Annotated in this window: 19 protein-coding genes and 1 pseudogene; 10 read left to right on the plus strand and 10 right to left on the minus strand. The window is 60.4% G+C overall.

What is annotated here, in order from left to right; translation table 11 throughout:
* Positions 1 to 3 precede the first annotated feature (3 nt).
* Positions 4 to 429 carry an OsmC family protein gene (locus DBR00_RS12430; RefSeq protein WP_108488574.1) on the minus strand — a complete coding sequence of 142 codons (426 nt, stop codon included), beginning with the start codon at positions 427 to 429 and terminating at the stop codon, positions 4 to 6.
* A 233-nt stretch (positions 430 to 662) separates the two neighbouring features.
* On the opposite strand from DBR00_RS12430, the gene crp reads away from it, so the two are divergent.
* The gene (crp, locus tag DBR00_RS12435) at positions 663 to 1,307 is read left to right on the plus strand and encodes a cAMP-activated global transcriptional regulator CRP (protein WP_108488573.1); all 645 of its coding nucleotides are present in this window, start codon (positions 663 to 665) and stop codon (positions 1,305 to 1,307) included.
* Positions 1,308 to 1,376: 69 nt separating this feature from the next.
* On the opposite strand, the gene trpC is transcribed toward crp, so the two are convergent.
* The 6 genes and pseudogenes from trpC to rpe form a co-directional block, all read right to left on the minus strand.
* Positions 1,377 to 2,213 (minus strand): indole-3-glycerol phosphate synthase TrpC, encoded by an 837-nt coding sequence (trpC, locus tag DBR00_RS12440; protein WP_108488572.1) that lies wholly within the window; start codon positions 2,211 to 2,213, stop codon positions 1,377 to 1,379.
* Positions 2,210 to 3,259 (minus strand): anthranilate phosphoribosyltransferase, encoded by a 1,050-nt coding sequence (trpD, locus tag DBR00_RS12445; protein WP_108488571.1) that lies wholly within the window; start codon positions 3,257 to 3,259, stop codon positions 2,210 to 2,212. The genes trpC and trpD overlap by 4 nt, the downstream gene beginning before the upstream one ends.
* Positions 3,256 to 3,852, minus strand: coding sequence for an aminodeoxychorismate/anthranilate synthase component II (locus DBR00_RS12450; protein ID WP_108488570.1), 597 nt, complete (start codon positions 3,850 to 3,852; stop codon positions 3,256 to 3,258). The genes trpD and DBR00_RS12450 overlap by 4 nt, the downstream gene beginning before the upstream one ends.
* A gap of 11 nt (positions 3,853 to 3,863) precedes the next feature.
* Positions 3,864 to 5,342, minus strand: coding sequence for an anthranilate synthase component I (trpE, locus tag DBR00_RS12455; protein ID WP_108488569.1), 1,479 nt, complete (start codon positions 5,340 to 5,342; stop codon positions 3,864 to 3,866).
* Between the two features lie 67 nt (positions 5,343 to 5,409).
* Positions 5,410 to 6,275: pseudogene (locus DBR00_RS12460) on the minus strand (phosphoglycolate phosphatase).
* Positions 6,272 to 6,946 (minus strand): ribulose-phosphate 3-epimerase, encoded by a 675-nt coding sequence (gene rpe, locus DBR00_RS12465; RefSeq protein WP_108488567.1) that lies wholly within the window; start codon positions 6,944 to 6,946, stop codon positions 6,272 to 6,274. Before rpe ends, DBR00_RS12460 begins: the two are co-directional and overlap by 4 nt.
* A gap of 136 nt (positions 6,947 to 7,082) precedes the next feature.
* Here rpe and DBR00_RS12470 point away from each other — a divergent pair, with 136 nt between their 5' ends.
* Positions 7,083 to 8,105, plus strand: a complete 1,023-nt coding sequence (locus DBR00_RS12470) for an alpha/beta hydrolase family protein (protein WP_108488566.1) — start codon at positions 7,083 to 7,085, stop codon at positions 8,103 to 8,105.
* A 35-nt stretch (positions 8,106 to 8,140) separates the two neighbouring features.
* Here DBR00_RS12470 and DBR00_RS12475 read toward each other — a convergent pair whose 3' ends face one another.
* From DBR00_RS12475 to DBR00_RS12485, 3 genes are read right to left on the minus strand one after another with little or no spacing between them, the layout of a single operon-like run.
* A complete protein-coding gene (locus DBR00_RS12475; RefSeq protein ID WP_108488565.1) occupies positions 8,141 to 8,902 on the minus strand; it encodes a TerB family tellurite resistance protein in 762 nt (253 codons plus the stop codon).
* Position 8,903: 1 nt separating this feature from the next.
* Positions 8,904 to 9,575 (minus strand): N-acetylmuramate alpha-1-phosphate uridylyltransferase MurU, encoded by a 672-nt coding sequence (gene murU / locus DBR00_RS12480; RefSeq protein WP_108488564.1) that lies wholly within the window; start codon positions 9,573 to 9,575, stop codon positions 8,904 to 8,906.
* Positions 9,572 to 10,588 carry an aminoglycoside phosphotransferase family protein gene (locus DBR00_RS12485; protein ID WP_108488563.1) on the minus strand — a complete coding sequence of 339 codons (1,017 nt, stop codon included), beginning with the start codon at positions 10,586 to 10,588 and terminating at the stop codon, positions 9,572 to 9,574. Before DBR00_RS12485 ends, murU begins: the two co-directional genes overlap by 4 nt.
* A 125-nt stretch (positions 10,589 to 10,713) precedes the next feature.
* On the opposite strand from DBR00_RS12485, the gene DBR00_RS12490 reads away from it, so the two are divergent.
* From DBR00_RS12490 to DBR00_RS12525, 8 genes are all read left to right on the plus strand, one after another.
* Positions 10,714 to 13,485 (plus strand): LPS-assembly protein LptD, encoded by a 2,772-nt coding sequence (locus DBR00_RS12490; protein WP_108488562.1) that lies wholly within the window; start codon positions 10,714 to 10,716, stop codon positions 13,483 to 13,485.
* 34 nt (positions 13,486 to 13,519) lie between these two features.
* Positions 13,520 to 14,758, plus strand: coding sequence for a peptidylprolyl isomerase (locus DBR00_RS12495; protein WP_371920663.1), 1,239 nt, complete (start codon positions 13,520 to 13,522; stop codon positions 14,756 to 14,758).
* Between the two features lie 164 nt (positions 14,759 to 14,922).
* On the plus strand, positions 14,923 to 15,924 hold the full coding sequence (gene pdxA / locus DBR00_RS12500) for a 4-hydroxythreonine-4-phosphate dehydrogenase PdxA (protein ID WP_108488560.1): 1,002 nt from the start codon (positions 14,923 to 14,925) through the stop codon (positions 15,922 to 15,924).
* A 108-nt stretch (positions 15,925 to 16,032) separates the two neighbouring features.
* Positions 16,033 to 16,836: a 16S rRNA (adenine(1518)-N(6)/adenine(1519)-N(6))-dimethyltransferase RsmA gene (gene rsmA / locus DBR00_RS12505; protein WP_108488559.1), complete on the plus strand. Its 804-nt coding sequence runs from the start codon at positions 16,033 to 16,035 to the stop codon at positions 16,834 to 16,836.
* 41 nt (positions 16,837 to 16,877) lie between these two features.
* On the plus strand, positions 16,878 to 17,258 hold the full coding sequence (gene apaG / locus DBR00_RS12510) for a Co2+/Mg2+ efflux protein ApaG (RefSeq protein WP_108488558.1): 381 nt from the start codon (positions 16,878 to 16,880) through the stop codon (positions 17,256 to 17,258).
* Positions 17,258 to 18,079, plus strand: a complete 822-nt coding sequence (locus DBR00_RS12515; protein ID WP_108488557.1) for a symmetrical bis(5'-nucleosyl)-tetraphosphatase — start codon at positions 17,258 to 17,260, stop codon at positions 18,077 to 18,079. The genes apaG and DBR00_RS12515 overlap by 1 nt, the downstream gene beginning before the upstream one ends.
* On the plus strand, positions 18,076 to 18,405 hold the full coding sequence (gene glpE, locus DBR00_RS12520) for a thiosulfate sulfurtransferase GlpE (protein ID WP_108488556.1): 330 nt from the start codon (positions 18,076 to 18,078) through the stop codon (positions 18,403 to 18,405). Before DBR00_RS12515 ends, glpE begins: the two co-directional genes overlap by 4 nt.
* A 274-nt stretch (positions 18,406 to 18,679) precedes the next feature.
* Positions 18,680 to 20,602, plus strand: coding sequence for a PrkA family serine protein kinase (locus DBR00_RS12525; protein WP_108488555.1), 1,923 nt, complete (start codon positions 18,680 to 18,682; stop codon positions 20,600 to 20,602).
* The last annotated feature ends 29 nt before the right edge of the window (positions 20,603 to 20,631 follow it).

Raw genomic sequence — 20,631 nt, forward strand, 5'->3', positions numbered from 1 at the left:
CGCTTACTCGCCCAGCTCGACAATCTCGTAGTCGTGGGTGATCGCGACGCCGCCGCGACCCAGCATGATCGAGGCCGAGCAGTACTTCTCCGCCGATAACTCGACTGCACGCTTGACCTGAGCGTCCTTCAGACCGCGCCCCTTGACCACAAAATGCAGATGAATTTTGGTAAACACCTTGGGTTCTTCCGTAGCGCGCTCAGCTTCCAGAAAGGCCTCACAACTCTCTACCGCCTGGCGGGATTTTTTCAGGATGCTGACTACATCGAAGTTACTGCAACCACCGAGGCCGATCAGCACCATCTCCATCGGGCGCACACCCAGGTTGCGCCCACCGCTCTCTGGCGGGCCATCCATTACCACCGCATGGCCGCTGCCCGACTCTCCGATAAACAGGGCTTCGCCGGCCCACTGAATACGCGCTTTCATTACTTGGGCTCCGCTGTTAAAAAGGGAGGCAGCTTAGCACAGCACCGCGACAACCTCTTTGAGTGCCAAGAGAGCCAAAAGCTCGCCGCTGAGTGTTAGCCAGGTCGCAAAACAACACCTAGTATTGGACTGGTGGTTAAGCAGATAGCGATTTACTGGCACACTTGTAGAGATAACTATTATTAGAACTTCAGCCGCACAACGGCTTACCTTTATAAATTCGGGATTCGGGCATGGTAGCTATTACCCTTACACCTAAAATAAAAAATCTCGACAAGCTTCTCGCGCATTGCCACCGCCGCCGCTACACCGCCAAGAGCACCATTATCTATGCAGGCGATCGCTGTGAAACGCTGTTCTTCATCGTCAAAGGTTCGGTCACCATCCTGATCGAAGACGATGATGGTCGGGAAATGATCATCGCTTACCTTAATGCCGGGGATTTCTTCGGCGAAATGGGCCTGTTCGAAAAGGACGGGGCCGAAAAAGAACGCAGCGCCTGGGTGCGTGCCAAGACCGAGTGCGAAGTGGCGGAGCTGAGCTACGCCAAGTTTCGCGAACTCACCCAACAGGACCCGGACATTCTCTATGCCCTGGGCAGCCAGATGGCTGAGCGCCTGCGCAACACCACGCGCAAGGTCGGCGACCTGGCCTTCTTGGACGTCACCGGCCGCGTCGCGCGTACCCTGCTCGATCTGTGCAAGCAGCCTGACGCCATGACCCATCCCGACGGCATGCAGATCAAGATCACCCGTCAGGAGATCGGCCGCATCGTCGGTTGCTCGCGCGAGATGGTGGGGCGTGTCCTCAAAGCCCTGGAAGAACAGGGCCTGGTCAGCGTCAAGGGCAAGACCATGGTGGTGTTCGGCACGCGCTAAGCCACCCGCGGAAGACTGCAGACATAAAAAAGCCGACGCATACGCCGGCTTTTTTATTGTGTGATGGATTCATTCCACATCAGGAGAGGCGATCACCCGCTTGCGCCCAGGGAAGAACAGGCGCTCCAGCTCGGCCCCCGGATTGTCGGCACGCATAAACGCCTCACCGACCAGAAAGGCGTACACCTCGCTGATTTCCATCAGCTCGACATCGGCACGGTTGAGGATGCCGCTCTCGGTCACCACCAGGCGGTCACGCGGAATCCGTGGCAGCAGGTCGAGAGTGGTTTCCAGGCTCAGCTCAAAGGTGTGCAGGTTGCGGTTGTTGATCCCCACCAGCGGCGTATCCAGGGTTTTCAGCGCCCGCTCCAGCTCCTCGCCGTCGTGCACCTCCACCAGCACATCGAGACCGAATGCCTTGGCCGTGGCAGCCAACTCAGCCATTTGCGCATCTCCCAGCGCCGAGACGATCAATAGCACGCAGTCAGCGCCCAGGGCGCGGGCTTCAACGATCTGGTACGGATCGATCATGAAATCCTTGCGAATCACCGGCAGCGCGCAGGCGGCACGGGCTTCCTGCAGGTAACGATCCGCGCCCTGAAAGAAGTCGATATCGGTGAGCACTGACAGGCAGGTGGCGCCGCCGCTCTGATAGCTCTGGGCAATCTCGGCCGGCACGAAATGCTCGCGCAACACGCCCTTGCTCGGTGAGGCCTTCTTGATTTCAGCGATCACCGCCGGCTGCTTACGCTTGGCCTGGCTGATCAGTGCCTCGGCAAAACCGCGCACCGGATCGGCAGTGCGGGCTTGCTGTTCAAGCTCGGCTAGTGAGACAACGGCGCGGCGCGCGGCGACTTCTTCTGCCTTGCGCGCGAGAATCTTCTCCAGAACGGTTGGAATACTCACCCGGCATTCTCCTCTTTGAATACAGCGGTAAAGGACACCAACTCCTGCAATTTTTCCCAGGCCAGGCCGGTGTGCAAGGCGTCATGGGCCAGCTGCACGCCTTGCTTGAGGCTGCTCGCCAGGTCCGCTGCATACAGCGCCGCACCGGCATTCAGGGCAATCATGTCGGCCGCTTTCTGCCCGGCTTCGGTCTTGCGCTTCGTCAGGGCATCACGAATGAGTGCCAACGAGGCCTCCGGGCTTTCCACCGCCAGGCCGACCAAACTCTGGCTCTTCAGCCCGAGGTCTTCCGGCAGCACGTCGTATTCGGTGATGAGCCCATCCTTCAATTCGGCGACATGAGTCGCCGACGCCAGGCTGAACTCATCCAGGCCATCGCGCGAATGCACCACCAGGATGTGCTGACTGCCCAGACGCTTGAGCACCTCGGCCAGCGGCCGGCACAGTGCCTGGCTGAACACGCCCACCACCTGATGCTTGACCCCGGCCGGATTGGTCAGCGGGCCAAGCATATTAAAGAGGGTACGCAGGCCCAGCTCACGACGTGGCACGGCGGCATATTTCATCGCTGAGTGATGCACCTGGGCAAACATGAAGCCGACCCCGACGCCCTCGATACAGCGCGCCACCTGCACGGGCGTCAGACTCAGGTAGATCCCTGCAGTCTCCAGCAGGTCAGCACTGCCGCTCTTGCCAGAAACGGCCCGATTGCCGTGTTTGGCCACCTTGCCGCCTGCAGCCGCAACCACAAAGCTTGCCGCCGTGGAGACGTTGAAGATGTTCGCACCATCGCCGCCGGTGCCGACCACATCGACCACATGATCGAGGGTCTGCAAGTGCACATGGCTGGCCAGCTCACGCATGACCGAAACGGCACCGACGATCTCGTCGATGGTCTCGCTCTTCATGCGCATACCCATCAGAAAGGCGCCGATCTGCGCATCCGTGCACTGGCCCGTCATGATCTCGCGCATGACGTCCTGCATTTCTTCGGTGCTCAGGTCGAGTTGATTGACCACCCGGTTGAGGGCTTCCTTGATATTCATCCGCGCAGGCCTCCTTGTTGTTTGAGGAAGTTGGCAAACAGCTCGTGGCCCTGTTCGGTGAGAATCGACTCCGGGTGGAACTGCACGCCCTCAACATGCAGGGTCTTGTGGCGCAGGCCCATGATCTCATCCACCGAACCGTCCTCGTGCTGCGTCCAGGCGGTGATTTCCAGGCAGTCCGGCAAGGTTTCGCGCTTGACCACCAGGGAATGATAGCGGGTGACCGTCAGCGGGTTGTTCAGGCCGGCGAAGACGCCCAGATCGCGGTGGAACACCGGACTGGTCTTGCCGTGCATCACCTGACGGGCACGCACCACATCACCGCCAAAAGCTTGCCCAATACTCTGGTGGCCCAGGCACACGCCGAGAATCGGCAGCTTGCCGGCAAAGTGCAGGATGGCCTCGATGGACACCCCGGCTTCGGTCGGCGTACACGGGCCGGGCGAAACCACGATGCGCTCAGGCTGCAGCGCCTCAATTTCGGCAATCGACAGTTCGTCATTACGGATCACGTGCACGTCAGCCCCCAGTTCGCCGAGGTACTGCACCACGTTGTAGGTGAAGGAGTCGTAGTTATCGATCATTAAAAGCATGGCGTAACCCCTTATTCGGCAGTCTGTTCGGCGAGAGCAACGGCGCGGAACATGGCGCGACGCTTGTTCAGGGTTTCTTCCCACTCCAGTGCAGGCACCGAGTCGGCAACGATGCCGGCACCGGCCTGCACATGCAGTTCGCCATCTTTGATCACCGCTGTACGGATGGCGATGGCGGTGTCCATATTGCCGTTCCACGCCAGATAACCCACCGCGCCGCCGTAGACGCCGCGCTTGACAGGCTCCAGCTCGTCGATGATTTCCATGGCGCGAATCTTCGGCGCGCCGGACAGGGTGCCCGCCGGCAGAATGGCGCGCAGCGCGTCCATAGCGGTCAGGCCTTCCTTCAACTGGCCGGTGACGTTGGAAACGATGTGCATAACGTTGGAATAACGCTCGATCACCATCTTCTCGGTGAGTTTGACGCTACCCGTGCTGGCCACCCGACCGACGTCGTTGCGGCCCAGGTCGATCAGCATCAGGTGCTCGGCGACTTCCTTGGCATCGGACAGCAGGTCTTCTTCAAGAGCCCGATCCGCCTCTTCGTTCGCACCGCGTGGGCGGGTGCCGGCAATCGGGCGCACGGTGACCAAGCCATCTTCCAGACGCACCAGCACTTCCGGCGAGCTGCCGACCACGTGGAAGTCGCCGAAGTTGAAGAAGTACATATAAGGCGTCGGGTTGATGCAGCGCAGCGCGCGGTACAGATCAATCGGCGCGGCCTTGAACGGGATCGACATGCGCTGCGAGATCACCACCTGCATGCAGTCGCCGGCGAGGATGTACTCCTTGATCGCCTTGACCGCATTTTCGTAGTCATCGCGTTTAAAGCTGGAGATAAAGTCCGGCTCAGCACCGGCCGGTGCCGACAGGTCCACGCCCAGGCGCGGGGTAATCGGCTGACGCAACTTGTGCAGGATGTTCTGCAAGCGCGCCTGCCCCTGTTCCAGCGCATCGGTTTCGCTCGGGTCGACCAGCACAATGGCGTGCATCTTGCCCGCCAGGTTGTCGAACACCACCACGGCGTCAGACACCATCAAGAGGATATCCGGCGTGCCCAAGGCATCAGGATTAACGCCTTTGGCCAGCTTGGGTTCGACATAACGCACGCTGTCATAGCCAAAGTAACCGACCAAACCACCGTTAAAGCGCGGTAACCCGGCCAGCGTAGGCACCTTGTAGCGGTCCTTGAACTGCTCGACAAAGGCCAGTGGGTCTTCGCAGTGATGCCGTTCTACTTCGACACCGTCGACGCTGATGCTCACCTCATGCTCATAGGCACGCAACACGGTGCGCGCCGGCAGGCCGATGATGGAGTAGCGCCCCCACTTCTCGCCGCCCTGCACGGATTCCAGCAGGTAGGTATTGGCCTCATCGGCCAGTTTCAGGTAGATGGACAGCGGCGTGTCGAAATCCACCAGGGTTTCGCAGGCAACAGGAATGCGGTTATAGCCGGCAGCGGCTAAACGCAGAAATTCTTCGCGGGTCATGAGCAGCCTCGTGGCTTGAGGTAATACGGTCGAATGCAGGCGGGCTTTGCTTAAAGCCAAGATCAGGTCAGAGGCGCCAGCGCCAACGGGCCAGTGCCTTGATGATTTTCATGTCGGTGCTTGCCGACCAGCGCGTGCAGGTGACCACCACGAAACTCTCTTAATTCAGGCGGGAGTGAACTGCGGCCACACTAGCGCAGGGCCGAAAGCGAATCAACCCGCAAGACCCGGCAAAAGCACAGGCTCGGCGGGACGCAGCAGGCCGCTCAGGCAATCCAGCACATACGCCGGGTGCTCCTCGGCAATCGGCCGGCCATGGTTGTAGCCATAACTCAGCGCTACGCAAGGTACCCCGGCGGCATTGGCTGCAAGCACATCATTGCGGGAATCACCGACAAACAGCGCCTGAGCAGCCGGCACACGCGCCAGCTGCAACACATGCCGCAGCGCCGCCGGATCAGGCTTCTGCTGGGGCAAAGTGTCGCCCCCGACAATCCAGCGGAAATAACCGCCGAGGCCTTTTTCATCGAGCAACGGCGCGACAAAGCGCTCGGGCTTGTTGGTGACAATCGCCAGCTCGACCTGCTGCTCACGCAGCCAGTCCAGGGTTGGCCGCACGCCAGGGTAGACCTGGGTCAGCGCGTGGTTTTCGGCGTAGTGCTGCATAAACAGCTCCAGCGCCTGTTCGGTTCGAGCCTCATCTATATGCTCATGTTGCAGGCCGCCCGCGAGGGCACGGCGTACCAACACCCGCGCGCCGTTGCCCACCCAGTCGCGCACCCGCTCGATGCCTGCTGCCGGCAGGCCAAGCCCGCGCAAGGTCTTATCGACGGCGGCGCTTAGATCCGGCACCGAATCGACCAAGGTGCCGTCCAGATCGAACATCACCAGGCGCGGCAACTCGCCGTTAAACAACCCGCGCAGCAAACTCATCCGCGAGCCTGAGCCAATTCGGCACGCATCGCGTCGATCACCGTTTTGTAGTCCGGCTGGTTGAAGATCGCCGAGCCTGCGACAAAGGTGTCGGCACCGGCAGCTGCGATTTCGCGGATATTCTGTACATTCACCCCGCCGTCGATTTCCAGACGGATTTCACGACCAGAGGCGTCGATCAGCGCGCGAGCTTCCTTGAGTTTCTCTAGGGTATGGGGAATGAATTTCTGCCCACCGAAACCTGGGTTGACGCTCATCAGCAGGATCATGTCGACCTTGTCCATGACGTGCTTGAGCACCTCCAGCGGGGTGGCCGGGTTGAACACCAGACCGGCCTTGCAACCACCGTCGCGAATCAGCTGCAGCGAGCGGTCGATATGCTCGCTGGCTTCCGGGTGGAAGGTGATGTACGTGGCACCGGCCTCGATAAAGTCGCCGATGATGCGGTCAACCGGCTTGACCATCAGGTGCGCGTCAATCGGCGCGGTGATGCCGTATTTACGCAGCGCCGCGCAGACCATCGGGCCGATGGTGAGGTTGGGCACGTAGTGATTGTCCATCACATCGAAGTGCACGATGTCGGCACCGGCGGCGAGCACCTTGTCCACTTCCTCGCCCAGGCGGGCGAAATCGGCAGACAGAATCGACGGAGCAATGGCGAAGGGTTGCATGACGCACCTCGGTGGTATTCACGGAAGGCGCGCATTGTACCAGCCCGATCCAAGGCCTGGCGCGCGTGAACGACACCTGACAAAGCCGAGCGGAAAAGGCTAGGCTGCTGAAACACGATGTTCGCCGGAGAACCCCATGTTTTCGCGCCACGCCGCCCTGACCCTGAGCCTGTTGCTATCGATCAGCCCACTGCAGGCGGAAGAACAAACGCCCACAGAAGAAGCCCCCGCAACCACCGACAGTTCACCCGCACCTGCGGCAGAAGTCCGCGCCCCCCTACCCGAGCGCAGCGAAGTGGATGCCACTGCGCTGGAGCAACGTCTGGAGCAGAAGGAACAGCAGCAACTGCAGGCGGGCGATGAACGCTTTCTGGCCCTCTGGTTACCTGCCAATGTCGCCGACCCCAGTGGAGCAGTGATTCTCGTACCGGGCGATGATGAGAATGCCGACTGGCCGCAGGGCGTTGGCCCACTGCGCCGCAAGCTGCCCAATGGCGGCTGGCACAGTCTCAGCCTGACTCTGCCGGACCCCAACAGCGATGCCCCTCCCCTGCGTGACGTCGCAACGGAGTCCGCCACACCCGCCGCAACCGACACGGAGGCCAACACCGACAGCGCACCTGCCAGCGAAGCCGCACCAACTGAAGCGCCAGCCGAAACGGACGCATCCGCAGCTGCAGCCAGCACGCCCGCTGCCAGCGCAACGCCAAGCCCGGAAGCGCGGCAGAAGACGCATGCCGAACGCGTCCTGGCACGCATTGAAGCCAGTATTGGTTTTGCCGAACAGCAACAGGCCAAAACCATCGTTCTGCTCGGCCATGGTAGCGGCGCTTACTGGGCCGCGCGCTACCTGGCCGAACGCAAGCCGGCCAAGGTCAGCAACCTGCTGCTGGTCGCCGCCGAACTGCCCGCAGGTTTCACGCCTCCTCTGGATGAGCTGATTCCGCAACTGCAGCTGGCCACAGGCGACTTTTACTACAAGGACCAGGTCGCTGACCGCCAGGCAGCACTGAAACGCTCACAAGCGGGCAAACGGCAGAAGCATCCAGCCTATATCCAGGTGGCCATGAAGGCGCTGCCGGGCAATCGCGAGGCCGAACAGGAACAGCTTTATCGGCGCATCAAAGGCTGGCTGACCCTGAAACTGCAGGCGAAGTAATCCGGCCACGCAGCCCTTGCCGCGCCACAGTAGGCCTAGCGAAAACCGTGACGTTGGCGGATCAGGTCATAGGCCTGGTGCAATTCACGGGTGCGTTCGGTGGCTTCGCGCACACGCTCAGGCGTTGCGCCGCTGCCCGCCAGCTTGTCCGGGTGGTGGCGGCTCAATAAACGCCGGTACGCCTGCTTGATCTGCGCAGGCTCGGCATCGGCAGTTACATTCAATAACGTGAGGGCACGCTGATAGGCGTTGCTGGCCGTCGACACCAGCGGGCCTTGCTGTGGTGCACAAGCGTCACTCAGCTGCGTTTGGGTTGCCGAGGAAACCTGCAACCATTTGCCCCAGAGCATGATCAGCTCACGCTCCGCTTGACTGACCTGACCATCGGCCCAGGCCATCCGCCAACAGGCGCGCAGCAGGGTTTCAGCCCGCGCCTGCTGACGGCGCAACGGCCCACGCAGGCTATCGCGCCCGGTCTTGCCTTGCGCAAACGCTTCAATCGCCTGACGCTGCGCCTCGGCACTCAAACCCAGCCGCTGCATCTCTGCCCGCGCCTGTTGGATATGTGCAGGTAGCACACGCCCACCGCTTTTCGCCAAACGCCCGAGCAGCACAAACAGCAGCCACTCATCGCGCGGTGCCGCCCGACCACCCAGGCGTTCACGCAGCGCCGCCCAGGACTGCAGCCGCAGCCGCCGATCCAGCACCTGACCGAGCAAACCGCCGAGCATGGCTCCAGGAATACTGGCCACCGCCAGCCCGGCAACAGCACCCAACAAGGTGGCGGGCCAAATCATCTTAAGCCCGCGTCTCAAGCAATCGTTCGACTTCAGCCAGGCGCTCATGCGTGCCCACATCCACCCAGCACCCGGCAAACTGCTCACCGGTGACCTGACCTGCAGTCATGGCCTGGCGCAACAAGGGCGCAAGTTTGAACGCCCCAGGCTGACACTCGGCAAACAACGCAGGCGACAATACCGCCAGGCCGCTGTAGGTCAGGTTGACTCCCTCCGCTTGGACATCACTGACCCGCTCGCCCTGCAGGCAGAAATCACCGCTCGCGTGATGCGTCGGGTTGGCCACCAGCACCAGGTGAGCCAAACCGCTTAACGGGCGGCGCAACTCGGCAAAGGGGTAGTCGGTGAAAATATCGCCATTGACCAGCACAAAGGGTTGATCGCCAAGCAACGACAGGGCCTTGAAAATCCCACCGCCGGTTTCCAGGGGCTCGCCTTCAGCGGAATAGGCAATGCGCACACCAAAGCGCGCACCATCACCCAGGTAATCCTCGATCTGCTGCCCAAGCCAGGCATGGTTGATCACCAGCTCGGTAAACCCGGCGGCCGCCAAGGCACGGACGTGGTATTCGATCAACGGTACACCAGCAGCACGCACCAGCGGCTTCGGCGTATGCAGGGTCAACGGCCGCAAGCGCTCACCTTTGCCTGCAGCCAGAATCATCGCCTTCATACAGGCTCCCGCGGCAAACTGGCCAGCAGCTCACCCAGCTCGGCCAGCTCAGGGCGCCGCGCCAGCACCCCTTCTATATAAGCGAAGAAACGCGGCACGTCCCCCAGGTACTTGGGCTTGCCATCACGGTGGCAGATCCGCGCGAAGATGCCGATCACCTTGAGGTGGCGCTGCACCCCCATCAGGTCGCTGGCGCGCAGAAAGTCATCAAGCTGCGGCTGAACCGGCACACCAACAGTGCGCGCCTGCTGCCAATATTGTTCGAGCCAACTGCGTACACGCACCTCAGGCCAGCTGAGGAAAGCATCCTTGAACAAACAGGTGATGTCGTAAGTCACTGGACCGTAGACCGCATCCTGAAAGTCCAGCACGCCGGGGTTCGGTTCGCTGCGCATCAGGTTGCGCGGCATGTAGTCACGGTGCACCAGCACCTTGGGTTGCGCCAGGGCGCTGTCAATCAGCACCTGGCTGGCGCGCTGCCAGAGCGCCAACTGCGCAGCCGTCAACGTCACGCCCAGGTGACGCTGTACATACCACTCAGGAAACAGCTGCAGTTCACGACGCAGCAATGCATCGTCATAGCTGGGCAATGGCGTGTTCATCGACAGCTGCTGGAAAGCCAAAAGTGCCTGCATGGCATCGGCAAACAGCTCATCCGCGTTGCCTTCATTAATCACATCCAGATAGGTCTGCCGCCCCAGATCATTGAGCAGCAAAAAACCTCGCTCGAGATCCGCAGCGAGAATCTGCGGCACATTGAGCTGTGCTTCAGCCAGCAACTGGGCAACCTTGACGAAGGGCCGACAATCTTCCTGCGGCGGTGGCGCATCCATCACAATCAGGCTACGCCCCGCCCCCTGCCAGCGAAAATAGCGGCGAAAACTGGCATCACTGCTAGCCGACGTCAGGGTGGCAGCGGGCACAGCACCCCAGCCCTGCTCGGCAAACAGCCCAGGCAGCTGCTGATCCAGCCAGTTTTCGAGGAGTTTCAGGCGTACATCTTCATCAGGCATTACAAGGTCTCCGACGGCGCTAGCCGTTGCGCGGGTCATGCTTTATTATCCAGCATCTTTTCAAGCCCATCGAGAGGCGTGCGGCCTCAGGGCCAATGGCGCGCAGGAAGCCCGGAAAAAATAAGATGGCAGTAAAATACCCCGCGTTTCGTAAAAAATTCCCTCTACTGGTTACTGGCAGCCTTCTGGCGCTACAGCCTGTAGCAGTCCCTTTTGCCGTCGCTGCCGAGCAGTATGATTGCCAGGTTTCCGCCTCCGGCGGCTGGGCATGCGCCCCGAAAGCCAGCAATGCTGCACTGCCCGCCCGGCCAGTACAACGTGATTCGGTTGCCAGCAGCAAGACCGCTGATGGCAGCACTGCACCTGGCGAGAGCCAAGCAGCGCAAACCACGCTGGTGACCGAAAGCCTTGGTAAAGGCCTGGCCTCACGCAGCACTGACTACAGCCACCTTGACTGGGTGCCGCGTGAAAACCTCACCGCCGCCCAGCTGGCAGAAGCCGGCCCCTATTGCGCCGGTGCGTATGTAGAGCCGATTCGTCCAGGCATGGACGACAAGACGCCAATGGACGAAGCGCCGATGTTCGTATCGGCCAAGGCTTCGCGTTATCAGCAAGAGCAACAGATTGCCACCCTCGCCGGTGATGTCGTCGTACGCCAAGCGGGTATGCAGGTTGAGGCAGACGAAGCCAACCTGCACCAGGCGGAAAACCGTGGTGAGTTGGTCGGCAATGTACGCCTGCGAGATCAGGGCATGCTGGTGGTGGGTGACCGTGCAGAGCTGCAACTGGACAACGGTGAAGCCAAGGTCGACAACGCCGAATACGTCCTGCACAAGAGCCATATTCGCGGCAACGCGCTCTACGCCAAACGTGAAGAAAGCGCGATCATCCGCCTGAAAGACGGCACTTACACCAGCTGCGAACCGGGCAGCAACGCCTGGCACCTGAAGGGCAACAACATCACCCTGAATCCGGCCACCGGTTTTGGCACCGCGACCAACGTGACCCTGCGGGTGAAGAATATTCCGGTGTTCTATACACCGTATATCTACTTCCCGATCGATGATCGTCGTCAGTCCGGTTTCCTGCCGCCCAGCATCGGCAGCTCCAGCGACAACGGCCTGACCCTGCAGACGCCTTACTACTTCAACCTGGCGCCGAACTACGACGCCACGTTGTATCCGACCTACATGAGCGATCGCGGCTTGCTGATGGAAGGCGAATTTCGCTACCTCACCAAGAACAGCGAAGGCCAGTTCGGCGCAGCCTACCTCGACGACAGCAACGACGACCGCAAACTGCAGTCCGAGTACGAAGATCAGCGCTGGATGTACAGCTGGCAGCACAAGACCGGCCTGACCTCGCGTTTGCTGGCTGAGGTCGATTACACCGACATCAGCGACCCGTACTATTTCCAGGACTTGAATACCGACCTGGGCATTGGCGCGACCAGCTATGTGGACCAACGCGGCACCCTGACCTATCGAGGCGACAGCTACACCGCGCGGTTGAACGCACACGCCTACGAACTGGCCAATATCACTGATGTTACCCCTTACAACCGCCTGCCACAGCTGACGCTGGATGGTGTACTGCCATTCAAGCCGGCCGGAGTGAACTTCAGCTACGGCACGGAATATGTGCGTTTCGACCGCAGCTTGCGTAAAGGCAACTTCATTAATGAGGACGGCGTAGTTGAACAGCCATGGTACGACACCCGCCTGCAAGGTTTGGCCCGCGCCAATGGTGAACGCCTGCATGTCGAGCCTGGCGCCAGCTTGCCACTCAACTGGAACTGGGGCTTTATCACACCTCAGGTCAAGTTCCTGCAAACCAGCTACGATCTGACCCTCGATCAGCAAGGTAAGAACACCCTGCTTGCCGAACAGACATATAAAGGCAACCAGAACCGCAGTGTTGGCATGTTTAGCCTGGACAGCGGCCTGTACTTCGACCGCAGCACCCAGTGGTTCGGTAAGTCCTATAGACAGACCCTCGAGCCGCGCCTGTTCTACCTCTATGTGCCAGAAGAAGACCAGACCGATATCCCAATTTTCGACACAGGCGAGAGCACGTTCAGCTACTCCTCGCTGTGGCGTGAAAACCGCTTTTCCGGGAAGGACCGTATCGGCGACGAGAACAAACTGTCGCTGGGCGTAACCAACCGCTGGATTGAGCCGAATGGCTTTGAGCGTCAGCGCTTCAGTATCGGCCAGGCCTTCTACTTCGAAGACCGCCAGGTGCAGCTGCCCGGCATCGATTACCGCACACGCAGTGACTCGACTGCATCGGTATCGCCTTACGCCCTTGAGTATCTCTACCGCTTTAACCGCGACTGGCGCTTCTCATCGGACTTCAACTGGGATCCGGATAGCGGCAGCACCCGCTCGGGTAGCGCGATGTTCCACTACCAACCAGAAGACAACCCGAACAAGGTGGTCAACGCTGGCTATCGCTATCGCAACGACACCGTGCGCTATGACGAAGCAACCGGTAACTGGGTTGTGGGCGGTGGCGACTACGGTACGCCTGGCAGCGCAAATTACATCAAGGACTACTACAAGATCAGCCAACATGACTTCTCGGTTATCTGGCCGATCGTGCCGCAGTGGAGCGCAATCTCCCGCTGGCAATATGATTATGGTCGCAACCGCACGCTGGAGGCATTCGCCGGCTTCGAATATGACAGCTGCTGCTGGAAACTGCGTCTGATCAACCGCTACTGGATTGACTACGACGAAGTCAGCCTGAGTCCATCGCTGAACGACCAGGCAGATCGTGGGATTTTCCTGCAGATCGTGCTCAAAGGTCTGGGTGGTGTAGTCGGCAATAAAGTTGAGACTTTCCTCGACCAAGGCATTCAAGGTTATCGTGAACGTGAAGACAAAGCTTTCTGATTGCGTGCGCCCCCTGCTGTTGGGCGCGCTGTTTATGGGTACTGCGGCACACGCTGAGGTACAACCGCTCAACCGCGTTGTGGCGATTGTCGATAATGATGTGGTGATGCAAAGCCAGCTCGATTCACGCCTGCGTGAAGTGCAGCAAACCATCGCCCAGCGCGGCGCCGCACTACCGCCTGAGCATGTATTGAGCCAGCAGGTGCTTGAGCGCCTGATCATCGAGAACATCCAGCTGCAGATCGGCGAACGCTCCGGCATTCGCATCACTGACGAAGAGCTGAACCAGGCCATTGGCACCATCGCTCAACGCAACGGCATGAGCATCGAGCAGTTCCGCGCAGCACTGGCTGCGGACGGGCTGTCTTACAATGATGCGCGTGACCAGGTTCGTCGCGAGATGATCATCAGCCGCGTGCGCCAACGCCGTGTGGCCGAGCGTATTCAGGTTACCGACCAGGAAGTGCAGAACTTCCTCGCCTCGGACTTAGGCAAGATGCAGCTGTCCGAAGAGTTCCGCCTGGCCAACATCCTGATCCCGGTCGGCGAAGGGGCATCCTCTGAGGAAATCCAGGCCGCCGACCGGCAATCACGTGAACTGTACGAGCAACTGCAACAGGGGGCGGACTTCGCCCAGCTGGCGATTGCACGCTCGGCCAGCGAGACCGCACTGGAAGGCGGCGAAATGGGCTGGCGTAAAGCCGGACAGCTGCCACCGCCATTTGACAACATGATTGCAGCGCTCTCAGTGGGTCAGGTGACCGAGCCGGTGCGTACACCGGGTGGTTTTATCATGATCAAACTGCTGGAGAAGCGCGGAGGCGGCAATCAGGTGCGCGACGAAGTCAATGTGCGCCATATCCTGATCAAACCCAGCGAAATCCGCAGCGAAGCCGAGACCAAGCGCCTGGTTGAGCGCCTCTACCAGCGCATCCTGGCGGGCGAAGACTTTGCCGAGCTGGCAAAGAACTTCTCCGAAGACCCAGGCTCCGCACTTAATGGCGGCACACTGAGCTGGATCGACCCGAGCGCGTTGGTCCCAGAATTCCGCGAAGTGATGAACAACACGCCGGCAGGTGAGTTGTCCAAGCCGTTCAAGAGCCCTTACGGCTGGCATGTGCTGGAAGTCATGGGTCGTCGCGCGACAGACAGCAGCGCACAGTTCCGCGAGCAGCAAGCCATGACCGTACTGCGCAACCGCAAGTACGATGAAGAACTGCAGGCCTGGCTGCGGCAAATTCGTGATGAAGCCTACGTCGAGACCAAACTCTGACAGGCATGGCCACTCGCCCCGCGACAGATCAAGCCCGGTTTATGCCCATGCATAACCGGGCTTTTTTCTGAGCGTGTAGTTAACTGCGCCAAGTCCTTGTAACGACGCATAATGCAGCGCACCTAATCAATGACGCCCGCTGACACCCTCGAGAGCACCCGTCGATGAACACTGCCCGTCTCTTTGCCCTGACCCCCGGTGAACCTGCCGGAATAGGCCCTGACTTGTGCCTGCTGCTGGCCCGTGAAGCGCAGCCGCATGCCCTGATCGCCATTGCCAGTCGCGACTTGCTGGCTGAACGCGCGCGCATGCTTGGCCTAAACATTGACCTGATCCGTGTCGCACCCGAGACCTGGCCAATCCATGCAGCGCCCGCTGGTAGCCTGTATGTCTGGGACACGCCTCTGGCTGCAGCGGTCAGCCCCGGCCAGTTGAACCCACAGAACGCCCAATACGTGCTGCAGACCCTGAGCCGGGCCGGCCAGGGCTGTCTCGATGGCCACTTTGCCGGAATGATTACCGCCCCCGTGCACAAGGGCGTAATCAACGAAGGCGGAATTGCCTTCTCCGGACACACCGAGTTTCTCGCCGAACTGACTCGCACCGAACAGGTGGTGATGATGCTCGCCACCCACGGCCTGCGCGTGGCACTGGTGACCACGCACCTGCCACTCAAGGATGTGGCCGACGCCATCACCCCCGAACGCCTCAGCCGGGTCACGCGCATCCTCGACCACGACCTGCGCACGAAATTCGGCATCGCACGGCCGCGCATTCTGGTCTGCGGCCTCAACCCGCATGCCGGCGAAGGCGGCCACCTGGGCCGGGAGGAGATCGAAGTCATCGAGCCCACCCTGCAGCAACTGCGTAGCGAAGGTATCGACCTGATCGGCCCCCTGCCGGCCGACACCCTGTTCACCCCCAAGCACCTCGAGCAGTGCGATGCAGTGCTGGCGATGTACCACGATCAGGGCTTGCCAGTACTCAAGTACAAGGGCTTCGGCGCAGCGGTCAACGTTACGCTAGGCCTGCCGATCATCCGCACCTCGGTCGATCACGGCACTGCACTGGACCTGGCTGGCACCGGCAAGATCGACTGCGGCAGCCTACAGGTCGCCCTGCAAACGGCCTATGAAATGACCGCCAGCCAGCTGAAAAGCGGCTGACAGCAACGCCCATCACAGGGCGCAAGCCGCCAATGCTGTTAAACTGCCGGGCTTTCTACCCGCGTTACATTCGCTTCACACCCCTGGCGTGAAGCCTGGAGCTGCTGCATGTCCGAGTACCAACACCGCGCGCGCAAGCGTTTCGGCCAGAACTTCCTGCATGACGCCGGGGTGATTCACCGCATCCTGCGCGCCATCCACGCCCGCGAAAGCGAACACATGCTGGAAATCGGGCCAGGCCAGGGCGCACTGACCGAAGGCTTGCTGAACAGCGGCGCGCAGCTAGACGTGATCGAACTCGACCGCGACCTAGTACCGATCCTGCAAGGCCAGTTCGGCGACAACCCGCGATTCCGGCTGAATCAGGGCGACGCCCTCAAGTTCGACTTCACCCAACTGCAAGCTGCGCCGCACAGCCTGCGCGTGGTCGGCAACTTGCCGTACAACATTTCTACGCCGCTGATCTTCCACCTGCTGGATAACGCTGCCCTGATTCGCGACATGCACTTCATGCTGCAGAAAGAAGTGGTCGAACGCCTGGCCGCCGAACCAGGTGGTGGCGACTGGGGTCGCCTGTCGATCATGGTGCAGTACCACTGCCGCGTGGAACACTTGTTCAATGTCGGGCCTGGCGCGTTCAACCCGCCACCGAAGGTCGATTCGGCCATCGTCCGCCTGGTGCCGCACGAGGTGCTGCCACATCCGGCCAAGGATCACCGTTTGCTTGAGCGCGTGGTGCGCGAAGCCTTCAATCAACGCCGCAAGACCTTGCGCAACACCCTCAAGGCGCTGCTGCCCGCTGAGGCCATCGAGGCCGCTGGTGTTGATGGCAGCCTGCGTCCCGAGCAACTGGACCTCGCTGCGTTTGTGCGCCTGGCAGACAAACTGGCCGAGCACACCAACGCCACCTGACTGCAGCTAGACTGGCCTTCTGCCTACCGAGTTAATTACGCATGAGCGATTCGCGTTACCACATCGACGTCAGCGTCGTCACCCGCTACCTGCCGGAGCAGTCGCAACCGGAGCAGAACCGGTTTGCCTTTGCCTACACCGTCACGGTGAGCAACAACGGCGAATTGCCGGCCAAGCTGCTGTCCCGCCACTGGGTCATCACCGATGGTGATGGCCGTGTGCAGGAAGTCCGTGGCGCAGGCGTAGTTGGTCAGCAGCCGCTGATCGCAGCCGGTACCAGCCACACCTACAGCAGCGGCACAGTGATGACCACCCGCGTCGGCATCATGCAGGGCAGCTACCAGATGCTCGCCGAGGACGGAAAACGCTTCGATGCCGTGATCGCGCCCTTCCGCCTGGCGGTGCCGGGCTCGTTGCACTGATGGCCACTTATGCAGTAGGCGACCTGCAAGGTTGCCTGAAACCCCTGCAGTGCCTGCTTGAACGTGTGGCCTTCGACCCTGCGCAGGACCAGCTCTGGCTGGTCGGTGATCTGGTCAACCGTGGTCCTGAATCGCTGGCGACGCTGCGCTTTCTCTACAACATGCGTGATGCACTGACCTGCGTGCTGGGCAACCATGACCTGCACCTGCTGGCCGTGGCGCACAACATCGAACGCCTGAAGAAAGGCGACACCCTGCGCGAGATCATCGAGGCACCGGATGCCGCCGATTTGCTCGACTGGCTGCGCCGGCAAAAGCTGCTGCATTACGATGAGGCTCGCGACACCGCCCTGGTGCATGCCGGCATCCCGCCGCAGTGGAGCATGGACAAAGCCCTCCGGCGCGCCGCCGAAGTAGAAGAGGCCCTGCGCGATGACGCGCGCCTGCCGCTGTTTCTCGACGGCATGTATGGCAACGAGCCGGCCAAATGGGACGGCGACCTGCAGGGCGTGACGCGCCTGCGGGTAATCACTAACTATTTCACCCGCATGCGCTTCTGCAAAGCCGATGGCACCCTTGATCTGAAAAGCAAGGAAGGCGTCGGCAGTGCCCCGGCCGGATATGCCCCCTGGTTCAGTTACAAACAGCGCAAAACCCGCGGCCAGCGCATCATCTTCGGCCACTGGGCGGCGCTTGAAGGGCAATCCCCAGAGCCTGACGTAATCGCTCTGGACACCGGCTGTGTATGGGGCGCAAGCATGACCCTGATGAATATCGATAGCGGCGAGAAATACAGCTGCGACTGTAAGGAGCAAGCATGAGTGAGTTCAAACGCATCCCCCCCGAGCAGGCACAAGCATTGCGCCAGCAAGGTGCGGTGGTGGTCGACATCCGTGACCCGCAGAGTTTTGCGGCAGGGCATATCAGTGGCTCGCAGCACCTCGACAATCATTCACTGCACGCCTTTATCACCCAGGCCGATCTTGATGCCCCACTGATCGTTACCTGCTACCACGGCAACTCCAGCCAGAGTGCGGCGGCCTATCTGGTCGGCCAGGGCTTCAGCGATGTCTACAGCCTCGACGGCGGCTTTGAACTGTGGCGCGCGACGTTCCCCAACGACACCGCACATAGCGCGGAAGAATAATTTTCTCCACGCCCAGGCCGCACCAGCTGTGGCCTGCCGGGCATTGCCGAGCAGCGGTAATAGCCTGTTATCGTTGCTCGGCCCTTGACCTCGCCGATTCCGAACTATCCTTTAGCTCAGGCCATCCAAAACAAGGTAGAGCCGGCCAAACGGCATCGGGCCATCGGTATGACTATTTGGTGTTCTGGGGGTTTTACCCGGCGGCATCCGCACCGGGGCTACCAAGCGCCTGACCGAACCCGCACCGGCTCTGCGCATCGAGCGAGGTGAAGTCATGAGCATATTCAGCCACTTCCAACAACGTTTCGAAGCGACTCGCCAGGAGGAGTTTTCCCTCCAGGAGTACCTCGAACTATGCAAACAGGATCGCAGCGCCTACGCCTCGGCAGCTGAACGCCTGTTGCTGGCCATCGGTGAGCCGGAACTGCTCGACACGTCAACAGACCCACGACTCTCCAGAGTTTTCTCCAACAAAGTGATTCGCCGTTACCCGGCGTTTGCCGACTTCCATGGCATGGAAGAGTGCATCGACCAGATCGTCTCCTACTTCCGCCATGCGGCTCAGGGCCTGGAAGAGAAGAAGCAAATCCTCTACCTGCTCGGCCCAGTAGGCGGCGGTAAATCCTCACTGGCGGAAAAGCTCAAGCACCTGATCGAAAAAGTACCCTTCTATGCCATCAAGGGCTCGCCGGTGTTCGAATCGCCACTAGGGCTGTTCAGTGATGCTGAAGACGGTGCCATCCTCGAAGAGGATTACGGCATCTCCCGGCGCTACCTCAACAGCATCATGTCGCCCTGGGCGACCAAGCGTCTGCAGGAGTTCGGCGGCGACATCAGCCAGTTCCGCGTGGTCAAACTCTACCCCTCGATCCTCAACCAGATCGCAGTGGCCAAGACCGAACCAGGCGATGAGAACAACCAGGACATCTCCGCACTGGTCGGCAAGGTGGACATCCGCAAGCTGGAGGAATACCCGCAGAACGACGCCGACGCCTACAGCTACTCCGGTGCACTGTGCCGCGCCAACCAAGGCCTGATGGAGTTTGTCGAGATGTTCAAGGCCCCGATCAAGGTGCTGCACCCACTGCTCACCGCCACCCAGGAGGGTAACTACAACAGCACCGAAGGCCTTGGCGCGATTCCGTACAGCGGCATTCTGCTGGCTCACTCCAACGAGTCGGAATGGCACAGCTTCCGCAACAACAAGAACAATGAGGCGTTCATCGACCGCATCTACATCGTCAAGGTGCCCTACTGCCTGCGCGTTTCCGATGAGATCAAGATCTACGACAAGCTGCTGATCAACAGCTCCCTGGCCAAGGCCCACTGCGCGCCGGACACCTTAAAGATGCTTGCACAGTTTTCCGTGCTCAGCCGCCTGAAGGAACCGGAGAACTCCAACGTTTACTCGAAGATGCGCGTATATGACGGCGAAAATCTCAAGGACACCGATCCCAAGGCCAAGTCGATTCAGGAATACCGCGACAGCGCCGGTGTAGATGAAGGCATGAACGGCCTGTCGACCCGCTTTGCCTTCAAGATCCTGTCCAAGGTCTTCAACTTCGACCCGCACGAAATCGCCGCCAACCCAGTGCACCTGCTCTATGTGCTGGAGCAGCAAATCGAGCAGGAACAGTTCCCCGCAGAGACCCGTGAGCGCTACCTGCGTTTTATCAAGGAGTATCTGGCACCGCGCTATATCGAGTTTATTGGCAAGGAAATCCAGACCGCCTACTTGGAGTCCTACAGCGAATACGGCCAGAACATCTTCGACCGCTATGTGCTGTACGCCGATTTCTGGATTCAGGATCAGGAATACCGCGATCCGGAAACCGGAGAAATTCTCAACCGCGTAGCCCTCAACGAGGAACTGGAGAAAATCGAGAAACCCGCCGGCATCAGCAACCCGAAGGATTTCCGCAACGAGATCGTCAACTTCGTGCTGCGCGCCCGGGCCAACAACAATGGCAAAAACCCGACCTGGCTCAGCTACGAAAAACTGCGCGTGGTGATCGAGAAGAAGATGTTCTCCAACACCGAAGACCTGCTGCCAGTCATCAGTTTCAACGCCAAAGCGAGCAAGGAGGACCAACAGAAACACAACGACTTCGTCACTCGCATGGTCGAGCGCGGTTACACCGACAAGCAGGTACGCCTGCTGTCCGAGTGGTATCTGCGGGTTCGTAAATCGCAATAAAGCGGCCTGACGCGACAGGCCGCCAGCGG

Source organism: Pseudomonas sp. HMWF032, assembly GCF_003060885.1.
In the GTDB taxonomy this organism is placed as follows: Bacteria; Pseudomonadota; Gammaproteobacteria; order Pseudomonadales; family Pseudomonadaceae; genus Aquipseudomonas.